We start from the raw sequence: 23,965 nt of genomic DNA, 5'->3' as shown, positions 1-23,965 counted from the left end.
TAAATGTTAATTTTTTTTACTTAAAAAATTGGTTTAGAAGTTTAAAAAAAACACTTATTAAAGAATAAGTTTGATGACAATTGAAGAAGATACTTTTTTCTTCATTACACTTTTAAAGTGATACAAGAATTTGCCTATTAATTAATTAACTAAACTCAAAGAATATTAAATTTAATTTCGCCTATGACTAAACCTCATGAAAAACAAACTAATTATACCAACGAAGGAAATCTAAAAAAAATGAAAAATTTTAGAGTTCATTCTAAAAGATCCAAAAAATTATTAAACTACTAACATATCAAACGTATGAAAAAAATCATGACTAATGGGGTGCTACGTCGCCCTGCTAATTGGAGTTTAAAAATGAGAATTTTTGCAATGCTGATTGCAATTTCATTTTTTGAAGTTCATGCAAGTACTTATTCATTTAACACAGAAACTGTGTTGGAGACAAAAGACGACGCAATAAAACCTGTACAACAATCAATAAGTGGTTCGGTTACAGATTCTAATGGGGCACCTTTACCAGGTGTAAACATTTTAGTTCAAGGAACAAATAAAGGAACTCAAACAGATTTTGATGGAAATTTCTCTATTGATAATGTGGCTTCTGATGCAATACTAACTTTTAGTTATGTTGGTTTTGCAACTCAAAATGTTCCAGTTAATGGACAATCTACTATTAATGTAGTGTTAGCTGAAGATGCTGCACAACTTGATGAAGTTGTTGTAGTTGGTTATGGTAGTACAACCAAAAAAGAAATTACTTCTTCTGTAACTCAAGTAGGAGAAGAAGAATTTAATAAGGGTACAATTAACAATCCTTCTGAATTACTTCAAGGTAAAGTAGCCGGTTTAAGTATTTATAATAAAGGAGGTAATCCAAATGATGATGCAGTTATCCGTTTAAGAGGTATTTCTACTGTTGGATCAAATTCATCACCTTTAATTGTAATTGATGGTGTAATTGGAGCTTCTTTAAATAATATTGACCCTAGTGATATTGCTAGCATGACTGTTTTAAAAGATGGTTCTGCTGCTGCTATTTATGGTTCTCGTGGTTCTAGTGGTGTTATTATAGTGACAACAAAAGCGGGTAAATCTGGAAGCACACAAGTTTCTTATAATGGTTCTGTTGCTGTTGCTTCTATTAATAATAGTATAGATACATTAACAGGAGATGAATTTGCTGCTGCAGGAGGTACAGACTTAGGAAGTAGAACTGATTGGACTGATTTGGTAACAAGAGATGCTGTTTCAAACATTCATAATGTTTCTATTGCTGGTGGTTATGACCAAACTAAATTTAGAGTTTCTACAAACTTTAGAGATGCTCAAGGTATTTTAAATAAAAGTGGTTTTAACCAGTTTAATACAAGACTTAATGCAGGGACTACAATTTTAGATGATAAATTAAAAGTAGATTTTAATGCTTCTTATACAAAAAGAGATTCTGACTTTGGTTTTAATGAAGCATTACGTTATGCAGTTCTTTATAATCCTACTGCTCCAGTTTATGGTGTTGGTTCACCTTATCCATTCAATGCAGAACCTTATGGAGGATATTTTGAAACTTTAGGATTGTTTGATAGTTTTAATCCAGTTTCAATAATTAATCAAAACATTAATAAAGGTAGTAGAAACGAATTTACTTATAGTGCTAAATTTAAATATTCTCTTTCGGATAATTTAGCTTTAAATGCATTATATTCTGAACAAAGTAAAAAATACACAAATAGTGAGTACTATAGAACAACTTCATTATTTAGAGGAAATGCTACAAGTCCAACTCGTAAAGGTTTGGCAAGATTAACTTCTGGAGAAGACAGATTTAAATTATTTGAAATCTACGGTGATTATGATGTTCAAGCTTCTGATAAATTAGATATGAAATTTACCGGTGGTTATTCTTGGCAAGAAGAAAGTTATAACAACTATTTCTTATCTGCAGGAGATTTTCCAAATGATGATTTAGAATATTTAGATGCTTTAGAGTGGTCTCAAGATCAAATTAACGCTGGTCAAATTGATATTAGTAGTGATAGATCTCCAGAACAAAGAATTATTGCATATTTTGGTAGAGTAAGTGGTACATTTGATGATGCTATTTACTTTAATGCATCTGTGCGTAGAGAAGGGTCAACTAAATTAGGAGAAAATAACAAATGGGGAACATTTCCTGCGTTTGGTTTAGGTGTTGATTTAAATAAATACTTACAATTAGATAATACAGACTTATTTAAAGTTCGTTTAGGATATGGAGTTACAGGATCATTACCTGGGCAATATGGATTAGCTTATGCTAGATATAGTCCTGCAGCAGATTTATTAAGTACTAATCAAGATACAGATGCAAACCCAGATTTAAAATGGGAAGAGAAAGCAGAAACTAACTTAGGTATTGAATATTCTGCAGGTCGTTTTAATGCAACCTTAGATTTATATACTCGTAAAGTTTCAGATTTCATCTTAGAAAGAGCAGTGGATGTTGCTGTATATCCAACAGGATCACGTGTTGAAAATGGAGGTGATTTATCAACCAAAGGTTTTGAATTAGCTGTAAATTTTGATATTGTTAAAAAAGAAAACTTAACATATAATTCTGGGTTAGTATTATCTAGTTATAAAACAACATTAGATTCATTTGACAGTACAACATTAAGAGGTAACTTAGGTGCTCCGGGACAAAATGATACTGCAGTAATATTAGTTGCTCCAGGTGAAGAAATTGGTCAAATTTATGGAGCTGTTTGGACAGGTGAAGTAGTTAATGGTAGCCAAGTATTTGCAGATGTAAATGGTGATGGTAATACAGATGCTTCTCAAACATCTCAAATAATAGGAAATCTTATTGATGCTGATGAAGATGGAGTTATTGATGGTGATTTGGCTAAATTAGGAAAAGGTATTCCAGATTTTGAATTAGGATGGTCTCATACACTTACATTCAAAAATTGGGATGTGAATGCATTTTTTAGAGGAGCATTTGGACATAGTTTAGTAAATAACTTTAGAGTATTTTATGAGCCAAGAGTAGGTAGTCAAGGGTCTTATAATTTTGTAAATACAGAATTAGCTGAACCAACAATTACAAATGCAAAATTTAGTTCTTTATATGTTGAAAAAGCAGATTTTGTTAAGCTAGATAATTTTTCAGTAGGTTATACATTTGATATTTCTGAAGATAACAAATATTTTAAAGATGTTAGATTGTCATTAAGTGGTCAAAATTTATTTACAATTACTAATTATACGGGTGCAGATCCAGAACCATCTTTACAAGATAGAGGTTCTGTAGATAATGGTGGTTTCTTAGGAGGAACAGCAGATCCATTAACACCAGGTATAGACAGAAGATACAATTATTTTGCATCTAGAACTATTACTTTTGGTATAAATGTTAACTTTTAATTAAAAAAAACAATGAAAAAAAATATATATAAATTATTTTTAATGTGTTGTGCACTAATTGCTTTTAGTGCGTGTACAGATTTAGATGAAGTTTTAGTTGGTGAAGTTGGCAATTCATTCAACGGAGAGGAACCAGATTTTGGAAGCTTTGATGGTGGAGGTTCAGGTCCTGCTGATGCGGTTAGTTCAGCATATAACCAATTAAGAGAATCAGGTTCTGCAAACCATGGAGGATACTGGTCAATTCAATCTGTATCTACAGATGAAATGGCTGTTACTCAAAAGGGTGGTGACTGGTATGATGGTGGTATCTGGATTGATATGCACAGACATACTTATGGTCCTGCAAATGGACCAATTAATGGAACTTGGGGAGCACAATATGCTGCTATTGGAGCTTGTAACACTGCGTTGGCTTCTGCAGGTTTAGATGCTAACCAAACTGCTCAGGTAAGAGCATTAAGAGCGTTCTTTTACTACCGTTTATTAGATTTATATGGTAGAGTAAAACTTGTAACAACACCAGGTGCAGATGCACCTCAATCATCAAGAGCTGATGTATTTAGCTTTGTTGAAAGTGAATTGTTAGCATCTTTAGGTATTACAAGTGTAACTGCTGCAATGGATTTGTCTTCAAGCCCATTAGGTACTGCACAAACTCAATATAGAATTAATCAATTTGCTGCTTTAGGTTTATTAGCTAAATTGTATTTAAATGCTGAAGTATATACGGGTACTCCTAGATATACAGAGGCTTCACTTGCTGCAGGTTATGCAATTGATAACGGTGGTTATATTTTAAGTGATTCAAGTTACTCTGTTCCAAATCCAGGAAAAAGGCCTAGTGTGGATTCAGATCCAGATGAATTATCAGGATATGCAGCTGTATTTGCACCTAATAATCAAGATAACCCTGAAATTATTTGGTCAATTGCTTATGATAATGTTACTGGTGGGAATATGAACTTTGCGCAAATGACTCTACATTATTCTAGTCAGTTTACTTGGAATTTACAAAATCAACCTTGGAATGGATATTCAGCCTTAGAAGATTTTTACAATTCTTATGATAATTCTGATAGCCGTAAAACAGCTAACTTTATTGTTGGTCCACAGGCTGATTATGAAGGTTCAGTTATATTAGATTATGCTGCAACTGGAGGGGATTTAGCTTTAGATTACACAGTTGATATTAATGAGCTTGAACCAAATGCATCTAGAAAAGGTGGTGCACGTTTAGGTAAATTTAGTTTTAGACAAGGTCAAAGAGATAATATGGATAATGATTATCCAATAATTAGATTAGGAGATTTATATTTAATTCGTGGAGAAGCAGATGCTAGAGCTTCAGGAAACTGGAGTATGGCCTTAAATGATGTAAATACTATAAGAGCTAGAGCTGGAGTACCAGCATTGTCTTCTGTTGATGAGGATAGTTTTTTAGCTGAAAGAGGTAGAGAAATGTTTATGGAGGTTACACGTCGTCAAGATTTAATCCGTTTTGGTAGATTTAACGATTCGTGGTGGGAAAAACCAGCTTCACAACCATTTAGAAATGTATTCCCAATCCCACAAGAACAAATTGATGCCAGTGGAGGTACATTAACTCAAAATACTGGATATTAATTTAAATATTTAAGGATGTTTTAAAAAAAAAGGATACTTTTATTTATAATAGTATCCTTTTTTAATTTATTATATTTTGATGAAGAAATTGTTGTTTATTTTAGTCTCGAGTTTCATTTTAATATCTTGTAATTCTGAAGTTTCTGATACTGGTTTGTTTAGTTTAAAAGATAAAGCTACAGGTATCAATTTTGAAAATAATTTGGAATATACAGAAGAACTAAACCCTTATACCTACAGAAATTTTTATAATGGTGGAGGTGTTGTGATTGGAGATATAAATAATGACAATTTATTGGATATTTACTTCACAGGAAATTTAGTTAACAATAAATTATACTTAAATAAAGGAAATTGGGAGTTTGAAGACATAACAGAAAATGCGGGAGTAGCCTGTGACAATGTTTGGTCCTCAGGAGCTACTTTTGTGGATATTAACCATGATGGTTTATTGGATATTTATGTTTGTAAAGCTGGTCCTCCAAGTAAAAAAAATAACAGGCATAATGAATTATTTATAAATAATGGAGATTTAACCTTTTCTGAACAATCAAGAAAATATGGATTAGATATTACAGGTTTAGCTGTACAGGCTAATTTTTTTGATTATGATAAAGATGGTGATTTAGATTGTTACCTGTTAAGCAATTCTATTAGGGCTGTTGGAAACTACGATTTGATTAAGGATCAAAGAAATACACCTACTACTTCAGGTAATAAATTTTTGAAAAATGAAAATAACTTTTTTGTTGATATAACTCAAGAAGCTAATATATACTCAAGTGCCATTGGTTTTGGTTTAGGAATTACCGTAAGCGATTATAATAATGATACTTGGCCAGATATTTTTGTGTCAAACGATTTTTTTGAAAGAGATTATTTATATATCAATCAACAAAACGGCACTTTTAAAGAAGATTTAGAAAATCAGTTTGGATCTATTTCAATGGGGTCAATGGGTGCAGATGCAGCTGATTTAAACAACGATTCTAAAACAGATATTATGGTAACCGAAATGTTGCCAAAAACATTAGAAAGACAACGTACAAAAACACTTTTTGAATCGTGGAATAAGTACGATATGGAAGTTAAAAATGGGTATCACCACCAATTTTCTAGAAATGCATTACATAGAAATATAGGAGACAATGGCTTTGTAGAAGTAAGCCGTTTTTCAAATGTCGCAGCTTCAGAATGGAGTTGGGCTAGCTTATTGTTTGACGCTGATAATGATGGGTTAAAAGATGTTTTTATTAGTAATGGTATTTATAAAGATTTGCTAGATAGAGATTATTTGGTTTATATGGCAAATGAAGAGAAAATTAAGGATATGATTAAAAATGACAAACAAGTCATGAATAAATTAATAGACCTTATGCCATCGCAACCAGTGCCAAATGCAACCTATAAAAATTTAGGAAATTTTCAGTTTGTAGAACAATCAAATAAATGGGGATTGGCAAAACCAAGTTTTAGTAATGGAAGTTCTTATGGAGATTTAGATAATGATGGAGATTTAGATTTGGTTGTAAATAATGTAAATATGCCTGCTTTTGTTTATGAAAACAAAACGGATACTGCTCAATATAAAAGTATTACTATAAAATTAAAAGGTGCAGTTAAAAATACCCAAGCCATTGGAGCTAAAGCAGAACTGTTTTATAACCAAAATCAATATAGCATATTAGAAAATTTTCCGTCAAGAGGATTTGAAAGTTCAATTTCAAGCAACTTATTATTTGGTGTAAACAATACGAATAACATAGATAGTTTATTAATTACATGGCCAGATGGTTTTAAATCAAAGATTAAAAATTTAACAACAAATAAAACCTACACGTTTAATCAACCAGAAAATGACTCCATAAAAAACATAAATAATGGCTTAATAAAACTTAACCCATTAAATAAATCAACAAATCTCTTCAATTTTAAACATAAGGAAAATAATTCGGTTGACTTTAATAGAGAACAATTGTTGCCGGAAATGTACAATAATGAAGGACCTAATATAACTAGTGCGGATATAAATAATGATGGAAATCCAGATTTTTATATTGGAGGAGCTAAAGGACAAGGAGGAAAATTATTTATTTCTCAACCAGATAATTCATACAAAGAAATTACCCAACCATTTGATTTAAACTCAAAGTCTGAAGATACCGATGCAGTATTTTTTGATAGTGATAATGATGGTGATTTAGATTTATACGTTACTAGCGGTGGAAAATCATTTTCTAAATTTGACTTTTCACTAAATGATAGATTATATATAAATGATGGAAAGCAAAACTTCAGTATAAATGTTGAGGCATTAAAATTTAATTCACCAATAAGCACTTCAACAGTTGCGGTTTATGATTTTGATCAAGACGGAGATACTGATATTTTTATAGGAGAACGCTTTAAAGTTGAAACATATGGATTGCCTGTAAGTGGCTATTTATTGGAAAATAAAGGCGATAATAAATTCGAAATATCAAATCAAAAAGCCTTGCAGAATATTGGGTTAATAACAGACGCTTCTTGGGAAGATTTGAATAACGATGGTGTAAAAGATTTGATAGTTGTTGGAGAATGGATGCCTATTTCAGTTTTTATAAATAATAAAGGAATTTTAGAAAATAAAACAGAAGAGTTTGGATTAACTAAAACAAAAGGTTATTGGAAAACACTAAAAGTTGTTGATATTGATGCTGATGGAGATTTAGATTTTATTGCTGGAAATAAAGGAACAAATACTTTTTTTAAAGAAGGTACAAGAATGTATGTTTCAGATTTTGATAATAATGGAACTATTGAACAAATTATTTGTCACAAAATAAATAATACATATTACCCAATTGTTGATAGAGATGAACTAGTATCGCAACTGGCAAGTGTAAAAGAAAATCTATTATTTTATAAAGATTATGCAACGGCAACAATGCAAACTATTTTTACAAAAGAACAAATAGAAAAAGCAACTGTTTTAGATATTGATATACTAAACACTACTGTATTTATTAATAATAATAACACGTTTAAATCTCTAAAATTACCCAATGAAATTCAATATTCAAATGTTGAAGCCATTGAAGTAATTGACGTAAATAATGATGGTTATTTAGATGTTTTTTTTGGTGGAAATCAATATTTAGTGAAGCCACAATTTGGAAGACAAGACGCATCTAAAGGATGGTTATTATTTGGAGATAAAAATCAAAATTTTAATACAATAACTCCTTTAAATATAAAAGGGCAAATAAGAGATTTTAATATTAGTTTAATTAATAACAAACACTATTTATTAACAACAATTAATAACGACAGTTTAAAAATTTATGAGATTAAAAAGCAATTATAATTACTAATAATAATTAACTTTAAACATTTCACTAAACACACATAAAAATAAATTTATATATGAAATTAATAAGCTTAAACAAGGTATTCCTTTTTTTATTAATTCTTTCCGTATTTTCCTGTCAGTCAGATTATACAAAACTTGTTAAAAAAGAACTGGCAAGTGGTAAGCAATATGATTCAATTTTTCATAATTTAAAATTTGGACAAACCAAAAGCGATTTTTTTAAAATATGTTGGGGGCTTAATGAAGAGGGAATTGCAACTCACGGACCCTCAAATAATTATGTTCAAACAATCCTAAAATCTCAAGATACAACAAATTCAACAGAAGATATCAGAATGTTGTTTTATGCAAAATTTAATCCTGAAAATATAATTACTGCAATGGATGTTAAGTTTTCATTTGTGGCTTGGGCTCCTTGGAATGATGATTTATTGGCCGATAAATTACTTCCAAAAGTTAAAGATACTTTAATGAAATGGTATCCAGGAAACCCATTTATTAAAGTCAAAAATAATATTTTGGTAAAAGTAGACGGTAACAGACAAATTCAGTTAGCACAAGAATCTGATAGAGATGTATCCGTTTTAATTGAAGATTTAGCTTATAAGTACAACAATATTAATAAGTAAAAAACATGAAATATATTTATAGTATCTTTTTACTTGCATTTTTAGTTTCTTGTAGTAAAAAACAAGAAATAATACAAGAAACAGCACCTCAATTTGAATTGCTTTCTGCTACCAGTACAGGAATTAATTTTAGTAATAATTTGGTTTCTACAAACGAATTTAATGTTTACAAGTATCGGAATTTTTACAATGGTGGAGGTGTAGCTATTGGAGATATAAATAACGATGGATTTGAAGATATTTACCTGACTTCTAACTTAAATGAAAATAAACTTTATTTAAATAAAGGGGATTTTAAATTTGAAGATATAACTGAAAAGGCTGGTGTTGGTGGCTCAAAAGCTTGGTCAACAGGAGTCTCTATGGTTGATATAAATGCGGATGGTTTATTAGATATTTATGTTTGTAATTCTGGTGATGTACAAGGAGATAATAAACAAAATGAATTTTTTATAAATAATGGAGATTTAACTTTCACAGAAAAGGCTTCAGAATTAGGCTTAGATGACAAAGGTTTCTCAACACATGCATCTTTTTTTGATTATGATAAAGATGGTGATTTAGATGTTTATCTTTTAAATAACTCCTACCAATCTATTGGGAGCTTTAATTTAACAAAAAACGAACGTCCTAAAAGAGATGTTTTAGGTGGCGATAAATTGTTTGAAAATAAAGATGGAAAATTTATTGATGTTAGTGAAAAAGCAGGTATTTATGGAAGTATAATTGGTTTTGGATTAGGAGTAACAGTGGGTGATATGAATGATGATGATTGGCTAGATATTTATGTTTCTAACGACTTTTTTGAAAGAGATTATTTATACATCAATCAAAAAAATGGAACTTTTAAAGAGTGTTTAACAAGCACAATAAATTCTATAAGTGGAGCATCAATGGGTGCAGATGCTGCAGATGTTAATAATGATGGATACAACGATATTTTTGTAACCGAAATGCTGCCAAGCGAATACGATAGGTTAAAAACAGTCACCACTTTTGAAGATTGGAACAAATACCAATACAATTTAAAAAACGATTATTACCATCAGTTTACCCGAAATATGTTGCAACTAAACAACAGCAATTTAACGTTTAGTGAAGTTGGTAGATTTAGTGGTGTTGAAGCTTCAGATTGGAGTTGGGGAGCCTTACTTTTTGATATGAATAATGATGGTTTAAAAGATTTATTTGTTGCCAATGGTATTTATAAAGATTTAACAAATCAAGATTATTTAAAATACATTGCAAATCAAGAGGTTATTGAAGCTATTTTTAAAAATAATGAATTAGACTATAAAAAATTAATAGATATTATTCCATCAAACAAAGTGAAAAATCATGCTTATATTAATTTGGGTGGTTTAAAATTTGAAAGGCAAAATAATGGCTTAAATACAGAAAGTTTTTCAAACGGCTCGGCCTATGGAGATTTGGATAATGATGGCGATATGGATTTGGTAGTTAATAATGTGAATGCAGAGGCTTTTATTTATAAAAATAATTTAGATAATACCAATACTAATTATCTAAAAGTTATTTTAAAAGGTGAAGGATTGAATAAAGATGCCATTGGTGCAAAACTAAAACTAACTAACAAAGAAAATGTTTATTATCTAGAGCAACAACCAGCAAGAGGTTTTCAATCATCAATGGATAACAGGCCTAATTTTGGGTTTAAAGATAAAGACAGTTTAACGTTAACAGTAACCTGGCCTTCTGGAAAAATCACACAATTGGTTAATGTTGACGTGAATACAGCCATTACATTAAATGAAAAAGATGCTGTTTTAGATGAAAATAATGTAGTAGCTAAAAATAATGAAAAACCACTTTTTACTAAAAATAAGGGTATTATAAATTTTGTTCATAAAGAAAGCAATTATATAGATTTTAACATAGAAAGATTAACACCTTTTATGAGAAGTACTGAAGGACCGAAAATGGCTGTTGCTGATGTGAACAATGATGGTGAAGAAGATATTTTTATTGGAGGTTCAAAAAATACTTCAGGAACATTATTCATTCAAAAAAATAATTATTTTGTTAAACAAACAATTGGTGATTTTGAACTTAATAAAGTAACAGAAGATGCTGAAAGTGCCTTTTTTGATGCAGATGGAGATGGAGATTTAGATTTGTATGTATGTAGTGGTGGAGTAGAGTTTTCTAAATTCAGCCCTAATTATTTGGACAAACTTTATATAAACAATGGCAGTGGTAATTTTACAATATCTAAACAACTTTTACCAACTTTAGAAGGTTACCATAGCAGTAGTACGGTTACAGTTGCAGATATTGATAATGATAATGATTTAGATTTATTTGTTGGAGAAAGAGTTATTCCAAATGCTTACGGAAATCCTGGATCAGGGTTTTTACTTATAAATGATGGTAAAGGAAACTTTACTGAAAAATCGAATGAGTTTGCGCCTGAATTTAAAAATTTAGGAATGATTACAGATGCTATTTTTATTGACATAAACAACGATAATTTTAAAGATTTGGTAGTTGTTGGTGAGTTTATGGGAATTGAAGTATTTGAAAATAACAAGGGTATATTTAAAAAATCTAAAAGCAATAATCTATCAAATTTAAAAGGTTGGTGGAATACTATTGAACAAAGTGACTTAGATAACGATGGTGATTTAGATTTAATTGTTGGAAATCATGGGTTAAATAGTAGATTTAGAGCTTCGGAAAAAGAGCCTATAAAATTGTTTGCTAATGATTATGATGGGAATAGCTTTTTAGATCCAATATTAGCTTTTACAGCAGAAAACGGGAAACAATATCCGTATGCTTTAAGACATAATTTGGTGGATCAATTAAAATATTTAAGTAAAAAATACCCAGATTACGAGTCCTTTAAAAATGCCTCTATAGATTCAATTTTTACAAAAGAACAATTGGATAACAGCTTAATTTTAGAAGCAAACATCTTAAGTTCTGTTGTGCTTATAAATAATGGTGATTTTACTTTTGAAGTAAAAGAGTTGCCATTTAACGCACAACTTACACCAATTTATGCGATTTCAACTGCTGATTTTGACAGTGATGGGGATCAGGATATTATTTTAGGTGGAAATCTAGATGGAGTAATGCCTGAGTTTGGAAGATACGATGCTTCTTTTGGAACCTATTTAGAAAATATTGGAAATGCTAATTTCAAGTCTCATAAAACTGGAAAAGGATTAAATATTAGAGGTCAGGTAAGAGCTATTAAAAATATTAAAAACAAACTATTTATAACTAAAAATAACGACTCATTAGAGGTTTATAATTATTAATATGGCGAAAAGAATAGTCTTTATTTTTCTATTAATTGTAAGTTGCTCAAAAAAGCAAGACAAAACACTTGTAGAAAAAAATATAGCAGAAAATGCACCGTTTTTAACTATTGATGCTAGTGTTTCAGGAATTGATTTTTCAAATGATTTAATACCAAGTGGCGACTTAAATATTATAGAATATCTGTATTATTATAACGGAGGAGGAGTTGCGCTGGGAGATATTAATAATGATGGATTGGATGATATTTACCTTTCAGGAAATCAAAAACCTGATAAGTTATACCTAAACTTAGGGAATTTAAAATTTAAAGATATTTCATTAAGTAGCAAAATAAGTCAGGATGCTACTTGGTCAACCGGTGTAACAATGGTTGATATAAATAATGATGGGTTTTTAGATATTTATGTTTGTAAAGTTGGTAAATATAAAGGCTTAAAAGCAACTAACCAATTATTTATAAATAACGGAGATAATACATTTAATGAAAAAGCAGCCGATTACGGACTTAATTTTTCTGGATTTTCAACCCAAGCTTCATTTTTTGACTATGATAATGACGGAGATATGGATATGTATTTATTAAACCATTCGGTACACTCAACACATTCCTATGGAAATTCAGAGTTAAGAATGAAATCAGATACACTTTCTGGTGACATTTTATATGAAAATATTTCAGAAAATGGGAATATAAAATTTATTGATATTACTAAAAAAGCTAATATTTACAATAGCCCTTTAGGTTATGGACTTGCTATAGCAACATCTGATGTTAATAATGATGGTTTTATAGATATTTATATTGGAAATGATTTTCATGAAAATGATTACCTGTACATAAATAACGGCGATAAAACATTTACAGAATCTAGTGCAGAATTTTTTAATCACACTTCAAGATTTACTATGGGTGTAGATATTGCAGATATAACAAATGATGGAAATTTAGATGTAGTGAGTTTAGATATGATGCCTTATAAAACCGATGTATTTTTAAAATCAGGTGGAGAAGATACCGATAAAGTAAATCAAATTAAAAAATCATTTGGATTTCAACAGCAATATGCCAGAAATCATTTGCAAATAAACAACGGAGATCATTTTGTTGATGCCGCTTTAATTGCTGAAACACATGCAACAGACTGGAGTTGGTCTCCACTAATTTTTGATTTTAATAATGATGGTTTAAATGATATTTATATCACAAACGGTATTTATAAAAGACCTAACGATTTAGATTATATAAACTACTTAAGTAATTTAGATTTTGCTAAATACAATAAAACTTCACAAGATACTTTAGAGCAAAAGTTAATTAATACTATGCCAATGATAAATTTGCCAAATGTTTTATTTCAAAATAATGGTGATTTAGCATTTAAAAAAACAATAGTTGATCCAAATAATACAAGTTCATATTCAAATGGTGCTGCATATTCCGATTTAGATTTGGATGGTGATATAGATATTGTTGTAAATAATTTAAATGAAAAAGCAACAGTTTTAGAAAATAAGGAAGCGCAGTTAGAAAAGCATAATTATATAACCGTTAATCTTTTAGAGGCAAATAAAAGTTTAAATACTAACGGAGCAAAAGTATATGTGTATGCTAATGGAAAGCAATTTTATAAAGAGCAAACAACTGTAAAAGGGTTTTTATCTAGCTCAACCAGGCAAGTTCATTTTGGTTTAAATAACTTAACAGCTGTAGATTCTATAAAAGTTATTTGGAACAATGGTACACAAACAGTAAATAGTAATGTAAAGCTAAATTCAGTTATTACTATTTCAAAAGAAAATACTTCAAAATATAATTATAAAATCCAACCCAAAAAGGAGTTTACAACATTTAATTATACGCACAAAGAGAACAAGTATTTAGATTATGAAAGAGAAGGGTTAATTCCTGAAAATCTTTCTATTGAAGGACCTTCTGTGGTTCAGGCAGATTTTAATGCCGATGGTTTAAGTGATTTATTTATTGGTGGTGCAAGAAATCAAACGTCCGTTTTATATATTCAAAATAAAAATGGAGGTTATACAATTAAAGAAACGCCCGATTTTTTAAAGGATAATAAGTATGAAGATGTTGATGCAATTGCTTTTGATATTGATGCGGATAACGATTTAGATATTTATGCATTAAGTGGTGGAAACGACTTTAAAGAAGGCGATCCAATGTTAGAAGATAGAGTATATATAAACGATGGAAAAGGAAACTTTACCAGGCTAAATTCAAATCTTTTAACAACTAATGGAGGTTCGGTTTCAAGCTTCGATTTTGATAAAGATGGATTGCAAGATTTATTTATTGGAAATCGTTCAATTCCAGGCGCCTATGGATTGTCTCCATTTAGTTTTATTTTAAAAAATAAAGGAAATAACAGCTTTGAAATTGTTGAAAAAAGGAGGTTTGGAATGATAACTTCCAGTGAATTTGTAGATATAGATAATGATGGATTTGTTGAGTTGATTATGGCTGGAGATTGGATGCCAATAACAGTTTTATCGTACACAACAGAAGGAAAATTTGAGAACAAAACAACACAATTTGGTTTAGATAAAACCAATGGAATGTGGAACGTAATCAAAGTTTCTGATTTTAATAATGATGGAAAACTAGATATAATTGCAGGAAATACAGGTTTAAACTTTAAATGGAAGGCATCTGAAACAGCTCCAGTAAAAATATATTTAGATGATTTTGATAACAACGAGCAACTAGATCAACTTATTTTTTACAACTATTTTGGAAAATATGTACCATTTGCTTCAAAAGATAAATTGGTGCAGCAATTACCTTCATTAAAAAAGAGATTTACTAATTATAGTAAGTTTTCAAATGTAGAAAAGCTTGAAGATCTTACAGAAAAACCAGCTTCAGAAATTTTAGAAACCAAATATATTTATGAGTTACGCTCTATGATATATGTAAATAATGGAACTATATTTACACCAAAACCATTGCCAAAAGAGGCTCAGTTAAGTACTATTGAAGATGTTTTAATAGCTAATAATGAAATCCTTTTTACAGGGAACTATTATGGTTTTGTAACAGAGTTGGGCGAATGTTCATCAAATTCAGGTGGTGTAATTACACTTTCTGAAAACAACATGTTAAATAATGTAAAATCATTAAATCTGCCGAAAGATTTTAGCGGTAGAAAAATTGTGAAATTAAAAGAAAATACTTTTTTAATTGTATCAAATAACGGTAAATCAATAATTGTAAATTCAGAAAAATAATAAATTAATAATGAAATATTTAAACACAAAAATTCAGCTAATATTCGTTGCTTTTGCTGTATTAATTAGTTGTGGTAAACCAGCTGAGCACATAACAGTAACTCCTGAACTTTTTCACGAATCTGTTAATAAGGTTACAAATATTATGATTCATGATATTTTTTCACCTCCTGTAGCAAGTAGAGTTTACGCATATCCAAATATTGCAGCCTATGAAATTTTAGCTCAAAATAGTTCCGAATTTCAATCGTTAAATGGAAAACTAAATGAGTTTACACCTATTCCTACACCAGCAGATTTAAAAGAAGTAAATTTAGAATTGGCAGCACTTATTGCACATATGGAAATAAGTAAAAAATTAATTTTTTCTGAAGATCGCATGGCTGTATTACAAGATAGTTTATATGCGCAATGGGAAACTGTAAATGAAGTAGAATATAACAAATCTAAAACTTATGCGCTAAATGTTGTAAAACATATAAAGGGGTGGATGGATAAGGACAATTACAACCAAACCAGAACTATGCCTAAGTTTACAGTTGATACGGATGATCCATCACGTTGGCAACCAACACCGCCAAGTTATATGGATGGCATTGAGCCGCATTGGAATAAAATTAGACCATTTTTATTAGATTCCGCAGCACAATTTAAACCAGAAAGACATCCTGAATTTTCGCTGGAAAAAGGTTCTAAATTTTATGAAGAACTTATGGAAGTATATAATGTGAGCCAGGATATAACTAAAAGAGGTGATAAAACTGAAGAAATTGAAATAGCACAGTTTTGGGATTGTAATCCTTTTGTATCTGTAACCAGGGGTCATTTTATGTTTGCTACCAAAAAAATATCTCCAGGTGCACACTGGATTGGTATTACCCAAATTGCTTCAAAAAAAGCGAATTCAAATGTAGCACAAACTGTAAATGCTTACACAAAAACCTCTATCGCAATTGCTGATGCTTTTATTAGCTGTTGGGATGAAAAATTTAGATCCAATCTTATTAGGCCAGAAACATTAATAAATCAGAATATTGATCCAGATTGGTTGCCAATTTTACAAACACCACCTTTTCCTGAATATACTAGCGGGCACTCAGTTGCTTCTGGATCCGCATCGGTGATGTTAACCGAGCTTTTTGGTGATAATTTTAATTTTGATGATGATGTTGAGGTGCCTTTTGGTTTGCCAGTTAGAAGTTTTAAATCGTTTTATGCTGCTTCAGCTGAAGCAGCAATAAGTAGGTTATATGGTGGTATTCATTATAGAGCTGCTATAGATAATGGTTTAGATCAAGGTAAAAAAGTTGGACATTTTGTTGTTGAAAAGTTAAAAGACACTAAGTAATAATTAAGTTTAAAACTAACTAAAAAACTCCCATTTTATATTCTAAAAATGGGAGTTTTTTTGTTTACAGGAGTTCATTTAACAATCTATATTATTTAAATAAAGGGTTTGTTTTTAAGTTAAATCGATAACGATTTCGGCTAATTATACAACACATTTGTTAATTTCAATTTCATATAAAAATTAAAATATTATAACTTAGAGTATTCAATAATTTAAACTGTATTTGGACACCATGAAAAATCTATATTTTACTCTAATTATGTTGCTGATAATTGGCTGCAATGAAACAAAAACTGAAATAATGGCGGAAGATACTTCAATTAATAAAAAGTGGTGGAAAGAAGCTATTGTATATCAAATTTATCCAAGAAGTTTTAAAGATACTGATGGGGATGGAGTTGGTGATTTAAAAGGAATTGTTGAAAAGTTAGATTATATAAAAAGCCTTGGTGTAAATGCAGTTTGGCTAAACCCTATTTATAGTTCTCCAAACGATGATAATGGGTATGATGTAAGTGATTATAGAAATATAATGACTGATTTTGGTACTATGGAAGATTTTGATTTAATGTTGAAAGGAATGCATGAAAGAGGTATAAAATTAATAATGGATGTTGTAGTTAATCATAGTAGTGATGAACACGAATGGTTTAAACAATCAAGAAGTTCAAGAGAAAACCCATACCGAGATTATTACCATTGGTGGCCAGCGGAAAAAGGGAAACCAAATTATAGATACAGCTTGTTTGATGAAAATGGTGATGCTTGGAAATACGATGCGCAAACAGATGCTTATTACCTGCATTATTTCTCTCAAAAACAACCGGATTTAAACTGGGAAAACCCAAAAGTTAGACAAGAAGTATATGATATTATGAAATTTTGGGCGGAAAAAGGTGTAGATGGCTTTCGATTAGATGCTTTTCAATTTGCTGCTAAAGACACTACATTTCCTGCGTTTCCTAAGGAAGACCTTCAAAAAAACTTTATAAAATATTATGCAATGCAAGGTAATTTACATGGTTATTTAAAAGAAATGAATGAGGAGGTTTTTAGCAAATATGATGTTATGAGCGTTGCTGAAGGCGCAGGTAGAAATTTTGAAGATGCACACAACTTAGTTGATGAAGATAGAAAAGAATTAAACATGGCTTATGCTTTTGATGGCGTAGATATTGCAAAACCTGAAGGATACAGTTTAAAGCATTTTAAAGATGTTTTTTCTAAATGGGATAGCGCTTTTGCTAAAAAAGGGTGGTTATCTATATTTCTTTCAAATCATGACCAAGCAAGGTTAGTAAGCAGGTTTGCAAATGATAGTAATGAGTTTCGTGCTACTTCAGCTAAAATGTTAAATACCTTTATTTTAAGTATGCGCGGTACACCATATTGCTATTATGGAGATGAATTAGGAATGACAAATATTGGATTTGAAACTATTGAGGAATACCAAGATATTGCGGCAATTAACGGTTATAAAAAGGCATTAAAAGAAGGGGAAGATATGACAGTTTTTATGAAAAACTTAAAGTTTAGTTCACGTGATAATGGAAGAACACCAATGCAATGGGATACTACCGAAAATGCAAATTTTACAATTGGGAAGCCTTGGTTGCCAGTAAACGAAAATTATAAAGAAATTAATGTTGAAGCGGAAGAGCAAAATCCAGATTCAGTGCTTAGCTATTTCAAAAAAATGGTAAATCTGCGAAAGGAAAATCCGGTTTTAATTTATGGTGATTATACTTTAATTGAACCCGAGAATGAGCAGGTTTATGCGTATACTAGAATTTTGGATAATCAAAAAATGTTGGTGATTTTAAATTTTTCTGATAAAGAAGCAAGCTTAGAAATACCTGCTACATTTTTAATTAAAAATGTAGCAATTAATAATTATCCAAATTATAATACTAAAGATCAAACTGTTTTATTACAACCATATCAATCAATTATTTTTTCTTTAAAATAGCTGATTTTTATTCACTCATTAATTTAAAACCTTGGTTGTGAATATTTTCAATTTTAATTGAAGGGTCGTTTTTTAATAGTTTTCTTAGCCTTGTTACAAATACATTTAAGCTTTTTCTATTAAAATAATCATTTTTACCCCAAATAGTATTTAAAATATCTTTATGTTTACAAATATGGTTTTTGTTTTTTAGTAAATATACCAAAAGTTCACTTTCTCGTGAGGTTAGCTGCCATTTTTCACTTTCAAAACTTAACTCAAAGTCAAGAGGATTATAGGTGTAGAAGCCAATTTTATAAAGTTCTTTTTGGGAGGTGTTTTTTTTAGCTAAAATATGAAGTAAATTATTTAATCTAACTACAAGTTCTTCTTCATCAATTGGTTTTCTAATATAGTCTACAGCTCCTAAAGAAAAACCTTTTAAAACATCAATTTTTAAAGATCTGGCAGTTAAAAATAAAAACGGAATAGAAATATTTTTTTGATTGATGTTTTCAGCCAATTTAAAGCCATCCATATCTGGCATCATAACATCTAAAATACATAAATCGAATTGTTGTTCTTCCAAAACTTTTAAAGCATCGTTCCCATTTTTTACCCAAATTACAGTAAAATTCTTCATTTTAAGATATTCATTAAGCAAATATCCTAGTGAAGCATCGTCTTCTACTAAAAGTAATTTATACATTTTCATACCTTAATTAAGTTTTAACAATGGGTAATTTTATGGTAATTAATGTTCCCTTGTGTAATTCACTTTCTAAATCAATGGTTCCTTTATGCAAGGTTACAATTTTTTTTACATAATTTAAACCCAATCCATATCCTTTTACGGTATATAAATCGCCCGATGAAACTCTAAAATGCTTTTTAAATATGTTTTTTTGATCTTTTTTTTGAATACCAATTCCATTATCTTTAATTGAAATGTGTAATTTGTTGTTTTTTACAATGCTTTTAAGTTCAATTTTTGGTGATTCGGCTTTATATTTTTTTGAATTATCTAATAAATTATTAATGGCATTTATTAAATGTATTGGTTCACAATTTAACGTATAATCTATATCGGTAAGTTTGTAAGTAAATGATACATTTTCCATTTTTGAAATGTTACTAAATTCCTCACATAATTTTTTTAGATGAGGCTTAAAATTGGTTTCAGTAAATTGTAATGCATTAGTTTTTTTGTCTAAACTAGCCAATTGTAATACTTTATCTATATGTTGTTTTAATCTATCATTTTGACTTTTAATAATTTCTAAATAGGTTTTTGTTTCCTCAGTTTCTTTTTCTTGAAGCATTTTTGTTGCCAAACCAATTGAAAAAACTGGAGTTTTAAGTTCGTGTGTAAGGTTATTTATAAAATCGTTGGTCATTGTAATAATACTTTGTTGCCAATAAAGCGATTTTAAAACCCAAATAACTACAAAAATAATGGCTATTAAAAAGATAACACTTGGTATATTTAACCCATTTAATTGAAATAAAAAATACTCGTTAATATTGTTAAATTTCAATTCTAAAACTACATTTTTATCAGCTAAATTTGGTAAATACCCTAGAAGATCAATAGTGTATTTTTTTAATTTGTCCTCATTTTCAATGTAGTTGATAGACTGTATTTTTAAATCAGAATCTTTAACAAACAGTTTATATGAAAAGTCGGTTTTAATGCCATTTTCTAAAAGTCGATCCTCTAAAAAGCTGCTTAAAAAATATCCTGCTGCATTTTTTACGCTATCTAATTCAGTATTAAAATAGGTGTCATCATTTGTAAGTGCTGTTCCTAATAAAAATGTAAGTTTATTGTTGTTTGTTAGTTCACTTTTTACAGTTTTTATTGTTTTTCCAATATTTTGGTTGAATTTAACTTGAGCCAGATTTAAACCAATTTTTAGGTAGTTGTATTGAATAACTATTAGCCCTATTACAGAAACCATAAAAATGACAATATAAATACTCTTTTTTTTCAAAATGATGTTATTTATTAATAATTGAATTTAAAATACAGTTTTTAAAGGTATAAAACTACTAAAGAACTTGCGCAAAAGCCCTTTATTTTCTTTTTATTAATAACATTAACTTTTCATTAATCTTTTTTACTTTACATTGAATTTTATATATGTTAAATATATTTAGTTTTGTTCAAAAGTTAATTAATGAATCAAAAAAGTACAACTTTTAAATCACTTTCAATTACTATAGGTATTGTTTATTTTGCCTTTGGTGTTTTAAAGTTTTTTCCAAGTTTAAGTCCAGCTGAAGATTTGGCTGAGCGAACAATAAATAATCTTACGTTTGGGTTATTAAGCGGTAAATTTGCACTAATTTCATTAGCAATTATGGAAACAATTATAGGCGTTGCTTTCATTTTTCAAATTAAGAAAAAGGTAGTCATCCAATTAGCACTTTTTCATATGATTTGTACATTTTTACCGTTTATATTTTTTCCAGAACTAACCTTTAATACTTCCTTAACATCATTTTCTATTGTTGGGCAGTATATAGTTAAAAATGTTATTATAATCAGCGTGCTACTTAACTTAAAATTAGCATATAATAATATTAATACAGATTTAGTTCTCGAAAAAACTGAATAATATTCATTTTAAAAAGGGTTTAAAATAATAAACTGCACCTAACAAAAGATGCAGTTTATTAAAAACTTAATTACTATTTTATTTATAATTTTTTTGAAGTTAATTCTTTAATTTCTACTTGTGGAGTCAATGATTTATGCACTTTTTCTACCATAATTTCATTGCTTAACATAAATGTTGAAGAAGCGTTAATTGTTTCGCTTGAGCTTCCAATTTTAACGGTATAGGTTCCTGCATCTACAATCCAACTATTTCTTTTTGTGTTAAAAGATGCTAAATCTTTATTAGTTAAAACAAATTGTAATGTTTCACTTTCTCCAGGAGCTAGTAGTTTGGTTTTAGCAAAAGCTTTTAGTTCCATTGTTGGTTTGTCTAAAATGCTTTTTGGAGCATCAACATACAATTGTACTACTTCTTTACCACTTACTTTTCCTGTATTTGTTATGGTAATTGATACATTTGCGGCATTATTTTCAGCACCTGTATTTATTGAAATATTTTCATATGAAAAATTGGTATATGAAAGTCCAAAACCAAATGGATATGCAGTTTTTACATTAAACGTATTAAAATATCTGTAGCCAACATAAATGCCTTCTTCATAAATAACTTCTGACGGTTTTCCCATAGACATCGCTCCCATTTTTACTTCTTCTGTATTTGGAAGTTCTTTACCTGGGAAATTTTTTCCGCTTTCAATATCTGTATAATCTATTGGAAATGTTGTAGGTAATTTACCAGAAGGATTTACATTTCCTAAAATAACATCAACCAAAGCATTTCCAGCTTCTTGTCCGCCTTGCCAAGCTAATACCACGGCATCAACTTGATTTCTCCAACTTGCAGTTTCAATTACATTTCCAATATTTAAAAGCATTACTACTTTTTTATTTTGTGAATGATACACTTCTGAAACTACTTTTATCATTTCTTTTTCAGCAGCAGTTAAATAGAAATCACCTTCTAATTTTCTATCTTGAAATTCACCAGAATTTCTTCCAATAGTTATAAATGCAATGTCTGTTTCTGTTGCTTTTTCAATAACTTCAGCTTTACTAAGCGTCATTTCATTTATTGGAGGTAATAATTCAAAGAAAAATTTCTTTTTAGGTAATTTTGCTTCTTCAATTGAAATATATTTTTCGTAAATATTTTTTAAATCTTGGTCTACTATGTAGTTAGCGTTTGCTAATCCTTCAACTAAAGAAACAGTGTACGCTTCATTAACATCACCACTTCCTGTACCACCTGCAATAAAATTGTAGGAACCATTTCCAAAAGCTGCTATTTTTTTAACTTCTTTATTTAAGGGTAAGGTATTCTCATTTTTTAATAAAATAGCACCTTCACTGGCTGCTTGTCTTGCAATTTTTGCGTGCGCTTCTAAATTTGGTAAATCTGAATATTTATATGCTTTTATTGCTTGTGATTGTAAAACAATATTTAAAATTCTTTTTACATTTTCATCTAATATGCTTTCATCTAAAGTTCCATTTTTTACTGCATTTAAAATTGCAGTTTTTTGTGCTGGGACACCTGGCATTAATAAATCATTTCCAGCTTTCATTTGGGCAACTGCATCAGAACCTGCAAACCAATCGGTCATTACTAAACCTTTAAAACCCCATTCATCTCTAAGGATAGTAGTAAGTAATTCTTTATTTTCAGAAGCATATATTCCATTAACCTTATTGTATGAACTCATGATTGTCCAAGGTTGTGTATTTTTTACAACCATTTCAAAACCTCTTAAATAAATTTCTCTTAAAGCGCGTTCACTTACAATTGTATTTACTTGCATTCTATTGGTTTCTTGATTATTGGCAACAAAATGTTTTACTGATGTACCAACACCATTAGATTCAATTCCTTTCACAATTGATGCACTCATAAACCCGCTTAAATATGGGTCTTCAGAAAAGTATTCAAAATTACGACCAGCTAAAGGGTTTCTATGAATATTCATAGCAGGAGCTAATAAAACATCTGCTCCGTATTCTTTTACTTCTTGTCCCATAGCAACTCCAATACTTTCAACCAATTGAGTGTCCCAAGTTGAAGCTAATAAAGTGGCAATTGGAAATGCTGTGCAATAAAACTTTTTAGAACTTAAAGAATCTCTAATGGGTTCTATTCTTAAACCAGCTGGACCGTCAGCTAATACAATTGCTGGAATCCCTAAGTCTTTTAAAGAGTAGGTGTTTCCTGCTGCTCCTTTTACTTTTTCTTCTGCTTCAGCTGTAGATATTCCTGGAACATTCATTCCAGTTCCTACTACTAAGTTTACTTTATCTTCTAAAGAAATTCTTGGAAGTAAATCGTTAACTCTATCGTTTAAAGAAGCATTGTGGTCTTCATAAATTTCTTTTTCGCCATTTTTATTTAAATCAATAAATGTTGTTTGCGCTTGTATGTTTAGGCTAAAAACAACAAGTAATACTACTATAATTTTTTGGTAAGTTTTCATTATGGTTATTTTCATTGTGTTAA

The 23,965-nt window shown here is 29.6% G+C and carries 12 protein-coding genes; 9 read left to right on the top strand and 3 right to left on the bottom strand.

Translation table 11 applies throughout. The features are described from left to right. Window positions 1–306: 306 nt before the first annotated feature. The 8 genes from BX611_RS02985 to BX611_RS02950 all read left to right on the top strand — a co-directional run bounded on the left by BX611_RS02985 (window position 307) and on the right by BX611_RS02950 (window position 18,875). Complete coding sequence (locus BX611_RS02985) at window positions 307–3,411, top strand: SusC/RagA family TonB-linked outer membrane protein (protein ID WP_240324941.1); 3,105 nt, start codon at window positions 307–309, stop codon at window positions 3,409–3,411. A 12-nt stretch (window positions 3,412–3,423) separates the two neighbouring features. Then, window positions 3,424–5,037: a RagB/SusD family nutrient uptake outer membrane protein gene (locus BX611_RS02980; protein ID WP_115877994.1), complete on the top strand. Its 1,614-nt coding sequence runs from the start codon at window positions 3,424–3,426 to the stop codon at window positions 5,035–5,037. A 79-nt stretch (window positions 5,038–5,116) separates the two neighbouring features. Next, entirely contained in the window at window positions 5,117–8,383 is a 3,267-nt protein-coding gene (locus BX611_RS02975) for a VCBS repeat-containing protein (protein ID WP_115877993.1), read from the top strand. A 59-nt stretch (window positions 8,384–8,442) separates the two neighbouring features. Next, complete coding sequence (locus tag BX611_RS02970; protein WP_115877992.1) at window positions 8,443–9,018, top strand: hypothetical protein; 576 nt, start codon at window positions 8,443–8,445, stop codon at window positions 9,016–9,018. 5 nt (window positions 9,019–9,023) lie between these two features. Further along, window positions 9,024–12,305, top strand: a complete 3,282-nt coding sequence (locus tag BX611_RS02965) for a CRTAC1 family protein (protein ID WP_115877991.1) — start codon at window positions 9,024–9,026, stop codon at window positions 12,303–12,305. 1 nt (window position 12,306) lies between these two features. Beyond that, on the top strand, window positions 12,307–15,555 hold the full coding sequence (locus tag BX611_RS02960) for a VCBS repeat-containing protein (RefSeq protein ID WP_115877990.1): 3,249 nt from the start codon (window positions 12,307–12,309) through the stop codon (window positions 15,553–15,555). 10 nt (window positions 15,556–15,565) lie between these two features. Further along, window positions 15,566–16,903, top strand: coding sequence for a vanadium-dependent haloperoxidase (locus BX611_RS02955; protein ID WP_115877989.1), 1,338 nt, complete (start codon window positions 15,566–15,568; stop codon window positions 16,901–16,903). Window positions 16,904–17,138: 235 nt separating this feature from the next. Next, window positions 17,139–18,875, top strand: coding sequence for a glycoside hydrolase family 13 protein (locus BX611_RS02950; protein ID WP_317047870.1), 1,737 nt, complete (start codon window positions 17,139–17,141; stop codon window positions 18,873–18,875). Between the two features lie 7 nt (window positions 18,876–18,882). On the opposite strand, the gene BX611_RS02945 is transcribed toward BX611_RS02950, so the two are convergent. Continuing rightward, entirely contained in the window at window positions 18,883–19,569 is a 687-nt protein-coding gene (locus tag BX611_RS02945) for a response regulator transcription factor (RefSeq protein WP_240324942.1), read from the bottom strand. Window positions 19,570–19,576: 7 nt separating this feature from the next. Further along, window positions 19,577–20,848 (bottom strand): sensor histidine kinase, encoded by a 1,272-nt coding sequence (locus tag BX611_RS02940; protein ID WP_240324943.1) that lies wholly within the window; start codon window positions 20,846–20,848, stop codon window positions 19,577–19,579. A 186-nt stretch (window positions 20,849–21,034) separates the two neighbouring features. Here BX611_RS02940 and BX611_RS02935 point away from each other — a divergent pair, with 186 nt between their 5' ends. Further along, window positions 21,035–21,475 carry a doxx family protein gene (locus BX611_RS02935; protein WP_115877986.1) on the top strand — a complete coding sequence of 147 codons (441 nt, stop codon included), beginning with the start codon at window positions 21,035–21,037 and terminating at the stop codon, window positions 21,473–21,475. Between the two features lie 82 nt (window positions 21,476–21,557). On the opposite strand, the gene BX611_RS02930 is transcribed toward BX611_RS02935, so the two are convergent. Continuing rightward, a complete protein-coding gene (locus BX611_RS02930) occupies window positions 21,558–23,942 on the bottom strand; it encodes a glycoside hydrolase family 3 C-terminal domain-containing protein (protein ID WP_240324944.1) in 2,385 nt (794 codons plus the stop codon). Window positions 23,943–23,965: the final 23 nt, after the last annotated feature.

It is taken from the genome of Lutibacter oceani (assembly GCF_003384935.1).
Classification (GTDB): domain Bacteria; phylum Bacteroidota; class Bacteroidia; order Flavobacteriales; family Flavobacteriaceae; genus Lutibacter; species Lutibacter oceani.
This window is presented reverse-complemented; position numbering and strand designations above follow the sequence as displayed.

Coding starts and splice junctions, on each gene's coding strand:
- BX611_RS02960 (WP_115877990.1), top strand. CDS start 12,307: ATGGCGAAAAGAATAGTCTTTATTTTTCTATTAATTGTAAGTTGCTCA.
- BX611_RS02930 (WP_240324944.1), bottom strand. CDS start 23,942: ATGAAAACTTACCAAAAAATTATAGTAGTATTACTTGTTGTTTTTAGC.
- BX611_RS02945 (WP_240324942.1), bottom strand. CDS start 19,569: ATGAAAATGTATAAATTACTTTTAGTAGAAGACGATGCTTCACTAGGA.
- BX611_RS02975 (WP_115877993.1), top strand. CDS start 5,117: ATGAAGAAATTGTTGTTTATTTTAGTCTCGAGTTTCATTTTAATATCT.
- BX611_RS02965 (WP_115877991.1), top strand. CDS start 9,024: ATGAAATATATTTATAGTATCTTTTTACTTGCATTTTTAGTTTCTTGT.
- BX611_RS02970 (WP_115877992.1), top strand. CDS start 8,443: ATGAAATTAATAAGCTTAAACAAGGTATTCCTTTTTTTATTAATTCTT.
- BX611_RS02950 (WP_317047870.1), top strand. CDS start 17,139: ATGAAAAATCTATATTTTACTCTAATTATGTTGCTGATAATTGGCTGC.
- BX611_RS02980 (WP_115877994.1), top strand. CDS start 3,424: ATGAAAAAAAATATATATAAATTATTTTTAATGTGTTGTGCACTAATT.
- BX611_RS02935 (WP_115877986.1), top strand. CDS start 21,035: ATGAATCAAAAAAGTACAACTTTTAAATCACTTTCAATTACTATAGGT.
- BX611_RS02985 (WP_240324941.1), top strand. CDS start 307: ATGAAAAAAATCATGACTAATGGGGTGCTACGTCGCCCTGCTAATTGG.
- BX611_RS02955 (WP_115877989.1), top strand. CDS start 15,566: ATGAAATATTTAAACACAAAAATTCAGCTAATATTCGTTGCTTTTGCT.